This is a genomic window from Protofrankia symbiont of Coriaria ruscifolia, assembly GCF_900634745.1.
Lineage (GTDB): Bacteria > Actinomycetota > Actinomycetes > Frankiales > Frankiaceae > Protofrankia > Protofrankia californiensis.
This window is the reverse complement of record NZ_CAAAFR010000098.1, coordinates 1-4,293: the sequence shown is the minus strand read 5'-3', so window position 1 is coordinate 4,293 and position 4,293 is coordinate 1. Positions and strand designations below refer to the sequence as shown.

The window sequence follows — 4,293 nt, the reverse complement described above, 5'->3', positions numbered from 1 at the left end:
TGTGTCGCGCCTGAAATCTTGGACATATATTCGGCTAGTGATGTGAGGATCTCGTCGGCTGTCTTGGTCCAGACGAACGGTCTGGGGTTCTCGTTCCAGTGGTCGATCCAGGTACGGATGTCGGCTTCGAGTGCGTGGATGGACTTGTGAACGCCGCGGCGGATCATCTGGTCGGTGATGAGGCCGAACCAGCGTTCCACCTGGTTGATCCAGCTGGAGCCGGTCGGGGTGAAGTGGACGTGGAAGCGGGGGTGGCGGGCAAGCCAGGTCCTGACCTCGGGTGTCTTGTGGGTGGCGTAGTTGTCGCAGACGACGTGAATGTCCAGCTCGCGGGGGACGTTCTTGTCGATTTTCCGGAGGAATGTGAGCCATTCCTGGTGGCGGTGGCGGCGGTGCAGGTCACCGATGACGGTGCCGTCGGCGATATTGAACGCCGCGAACAGGCTGGTCACGCCGTGACGGGCGTAGTCATGCGTGCGTCTCTCGGGCATGCCGGGCATCATCGGCAGCACGGGCTGGGACCGGTCCAGGGCCTGGACCTGGGATTTCTCGTCCACGCAGAGCACCACTGCCTTCTCCGGCGGGTTGTGGTAAAGGCCGACGACGTCCACGACCTTTTCCACGAACAAAGGGTCGGTGCTGAGCCTGAAGGTGTCGGTGAGGTGCGGCTTCAGGTCGAATGTCTTCCAGATCCGTCCCACGCTTGAGGCGCTGAGGCCGCTGCGGCGGGCCATCGAGGTCCGGGACCAGTGGGTGGCGTTTCTCGGCATTTCTTCCAGGGTCGCGGTGACGACCTGTTCGACCTTGTCCAGCAGGATCGACGGCGGCCGTCCGGGGCGGTCCTCGTCGTGCAGCCCGTCGAGCCGCCGGCTGGTGAACCGGCCACGCCAGCGGGCGACCGTGTGCTCGCCGACACCAAGCTTCACAGCGACGACCTTGTTGTCACCGCCATCCGCGCAGGCCAGCACGATCCTGGCCCGCAGGGCCAGCGCCTGGGCCGACGTCGCCCGCCGCACCCACCGTTCCAGCTCCGCACGCTCCGCTTCCGACAGTTCCAGGCCAGCCTTCGGCCGGCCGGGCCGCGGGCTGTCATCCAAACCCACCAGACCGGACTGCGCGAACCGGCGCCGCCATTTCCCGACCGTCACCGCGGTGACCCCGACAGCATCCGCGACCTGCCCGTTCGAGGCGCCCGACTCGGCGCAGGCCAGCACGATCCGCGCCCGCTCGGCCCGCCGCGACGACCCCCTCGCCCACACCGCGAGCGTCTCCCGGTCGTCGTCCGACAGCACGATCTCCACAGGCGCCGGTCCACGATGAGCCATAAATCATACTAGCAATATATGTCCAAGATTTCAGGCGCGACACAGTAGGAAAAACGTACGGAAATCCTTACAGGTCGGCAACCTGTGCTATTTGATCTTTAATGGGGTACGGGGAGGACACCCGCCATCCCAACCCGTCAGCAGTCTTCCGGAGATCCCAGCCCTGCCCATCGCCGCCTCCACCCCCGCCGCAGCATCGAAGCCTGGGCGCACGAACTGCCCGCCAGAAGAGCCGTATTAGTTAGGTCCGCCATCTGGGGTTACAGGACTTGAGGAACAGCTGCATCGCCGGCCGTGGTCGACAAGAGTGTCCCTGTGACCACGGCGGATCGGTATCGACTGTTCGGGCAGCGGGAGGCGCGGCCGGAATCCCCGACGTACGAGCGGCTCGCCCTTGCCATCGCCGAAGACCTCGAGCTGCTTCGCCTGATCGACACGCTTCCCGAGCCGAGACGTCAGCCCAACCTGTTGTTCGCCGCCACCCGCTACCTCGCCGGCCCGATGAAAGAACCGGAGGCCTTCCGTGACTGGGCGCTGCGCCACTGGTCCGACCTTGCCCGGATCATGAGTCGGCGTCGCACCCAGACCAACGAACCCGCCCGCTGTAGCGCGCTGCTACCCGTCCTCGCGGGGTTACCTCAACCGCTGGCCCTGCTGGAGGTCGGGGCCTCTGCCGGTCTGTGCCTCTACCCCGACGCCTACCGGTATCACTACGGCCGTCACACCGTCGGCCCGGCCGACAGCCCCGTACAGCTCGACTGCGCCGTTGAGGGAGACGTGCCTCTTCCCGACCGGGTACCCGTGGTGGTCTGGCGGGCCGGTCTCGACCTCAACCCCCTCGACGTCTCCGACGACGACGATGTGCGCTGGCTCAATGCTCTCGTCTGGGCCGAGCAGCACGACCGCCGCCGACGCCTGCAGGCTGCCATCACCCTCGCCCGCGCCGACCCACCGCTGCTCACCCGGGGTGACCTCCTCACCGATCTGGCCGCGCTCGCCGCCCGGGCACCGGCCGACGCCACCCTCGTTATCTTCCACAGCGCGGTCCTCGCCTACGTCCCCATGGAGATACGCACAGCCTTCGTCGAACTCGTCCAAAGCCTGCCCGCACGCTGGATCTCCAACGAAGGCGTAGGCGTACTCCCGGAGCTGACCGCGGGCATCGCAACGCCACCCGCTGGTCCCGCCATGTTTCTGCTCGCTCTTGACCGCCGGCCACTCGCGTTCACCGCGCCTCACGGACAGGCTCTCCGGTGGTTGGAACCGCAAGACAGACATCCGTAAAGGTCGACGGAACATCGCGATCAGGATCTTGATGAGGTGATACAGCTTGATCCCTAGAGCGGGCGATGGCGTAGCAGGTCAGCGGTAGCGGTAGCGGTTGTAGACCTCGCGGCGGTGGCCGGTACTGACCACGACGATGACGAGTTCGGCGTCACGGGGTAGGTAGATGATCTGATAGTCCCCGACCCGCAGGCGCAGGCGCAGGTGTCCGGGTCGGCCGACGACCATCTTGCAGCCGGCGGGGCGAGGATCATCCGCTAACGCGACGATGGTGGCTTCAATACGCCGGCGAGCCGGCTGCGAGATCTTCCGGAGTTCCGCCAGGCGCCCGGGCGGACCTCGATCTTGTAGGACGCCACAGCCAGGTCAGGATGCGAGTAGGTCGGTGTCGCCGAACTCGGCCAACACGACCTCGAGTGGGATGCTCTCCCCGGGCTCGGCCCAGGCGGCGTCGATTGCCTGGCGGTCGGCCTCCTGCTCGGCTTCCGGGTAATCCTCGTCGTCCCACAACGGGATGGTGCCGGGTTCGTTCACACGATCACGGTACGCCGGCAGGTCTGGGCGGGCAGAAGACATGCTCACGTTCTCGCGGGGCGGGGCCCGGCCAACCTCACGTCCACCTCGCCAGACCAGGTCCACGCGACAGCGGCGTGGGCAGGCGAACTGGACATCGACTACCTCGACGGGGCGATCATGACTCCCGCCCCGACCATCGGGCAGCCAGCAGCCCTCGTCCTGTACAGCGGCCCGCAAGCCGCTTACCAGGCGTACTGACCGCGTCCAGGGCTGCGGAAGTTCCCGGAGATCGGCCGGGAGGAGCTCTTCCGGTTCTTCACGCTGACCCCGGCAGACGTGGCGTTCATCGATCCTGGCCGGGGACCGGCTGATCGTCTCGGACTGGCTGTCACCTTGTGCACGTTGCCGTGGCTGGGATTCGTGCCCGACGAGGTGGCGGCCGCACCGCGGGCGGCGGTGGTACGGCTGGCCGAGCAGCTCCAGGTCGACCCCGATCATATCCGGTCGTACGGGCGGCGGGCGAAGACCCGCACCGAGCACCTTCGGTCGGTGACGCGGTATCTGGGCTGGCGGGCGCCGACGACGCTGGAGCTGAAGGAGCTGGACGAGTTCCTGCTGGCGCGGGCGCTGGAGCATGACTCGCCGCTTCTGCTGTTCCGGTTGGCGTGCGACTACCTGATCTCGGCGCGGGTGATCCGGCCGGGTCCGGTGACGGTGGTCGAGCGGGTCGCGCACGCGCGGGAGGAAGCCCGGCGGGAGACGTTCGACCGGCTGGCGCACGAGTTCACCGACCAGCGGTGCGCCGACCTCGATGGCCTTCTGGTCGACGACCCGGCGATTGGGACGACGCGGTTGCGGTGGCTGGCCACCGGGCCGGTGGAAGCCTCGCCGGCGGCGGTGAAAGCTGAGGTCGCGAAGCTGGAGTTCCTGCGCGGCCTGGACGCGCACACCCTGGAGTTGTCCGTGCTGCCGGCGGAGCGACGCAGGTTCCTCGCGACGGTGGGTCGGCGGTTGACCGCGCAGGCGTTGCAGCGCCGCGAGCCACAGCGCCGCTACCCGATCCTGCTCACACTGTTGGCGCAGTCGGCGACCGACGTGCTGGACGAGGTCGTGCAGTTGTTCGACTAGGGCGCGTATCGAGTCGTGATCATTGGGTGGTCCGGCTGAT

General features: G+C 67.2%; 4 protein-coding genes and 1 pseudogene. 2 read left to right on the top strand and 3 right to left on the bottom strand.

Annotated elements, in window-relative coordinates; genetic code table 11:
- Window positions 1-1,301: IS630 family transposase (locus CV1CTNOD_RS12730; RefSeq protein WP_242606642.1), on the bottom strand; the 1,301-nt coding region annotated here is incomplete at its 3' end.
- Window positions 1,302-1,640: 339 nt separating this feature from the next.
- On the opposite strand from CV1CTNOD_RS12730, the gene CV1CTNOD_RS12725 reads away from it, so the two are divergent.
- The gene (locus tag CV1CTNOD_RS12725; RefSeq protein WP_131786329.1) at window positions 1,641-2,609 is read left to right on the top strand and encodes a DUF2332 domain-containing protein; all 969 of its coding nucleotides are present in this window, start codon (window positions 1,641-1,643) and stop codon (window positions 2,607-2,609) included.
- Between the two features lie 78 nt (window positions 2,610-2,687).
- Here the strand turns inward: CV1CTNOD_RS12725 and CV1CTNOD_RS12720 are convergent, their stop codons facing one another.
- Both CV1CTNOD_RS12720 and CV1CTNOD_RS24725 read right to left on the bottom strand, forming a co-directional pair.
- Window positions 2,688-2,879 (bottom strand): type II toxin-antitoxin system RelE family toxin, encoded by a 192-nt coding sequence (locus tag CV1CTNOD_RS12720; RefSeq protein ID WP_242606644.1) that lies wholly within the window; start codon window positions 2,877-2,879, stop codon window positions 2,688-2,690.
- A 96-nt stretch (window positions 2,880-2,975) separates the two neighbouring features.
- Complete coding sequence (locus CV1CTNOD_RS24725; protein ID WP_165485484.1) at window positions 2,976-3,143, bottom strand: hypothetical protein; 168 nt, start codon at window positions 3,141-3,143, stop codon at window positions 2,976-2,978.
- A gap of 252 nt (window positions 3,144-3,395) precedes the next feature.
- On the opposite strand from CV1CTNOD_RS24725, the pseudogene CV1CTNOD_RS12715 reads away from it, so the two are divergent.
- Window positions 3,396-4,250 (top strand): annotated as a pseudogene (locus CV1CTNOD_RS12715) (DUF4158 domain-containing protein); the annotation flags it as partial.
- Between the last annotated feature and the right edge of the window lie 43 nt (window positions 4,251-4,293).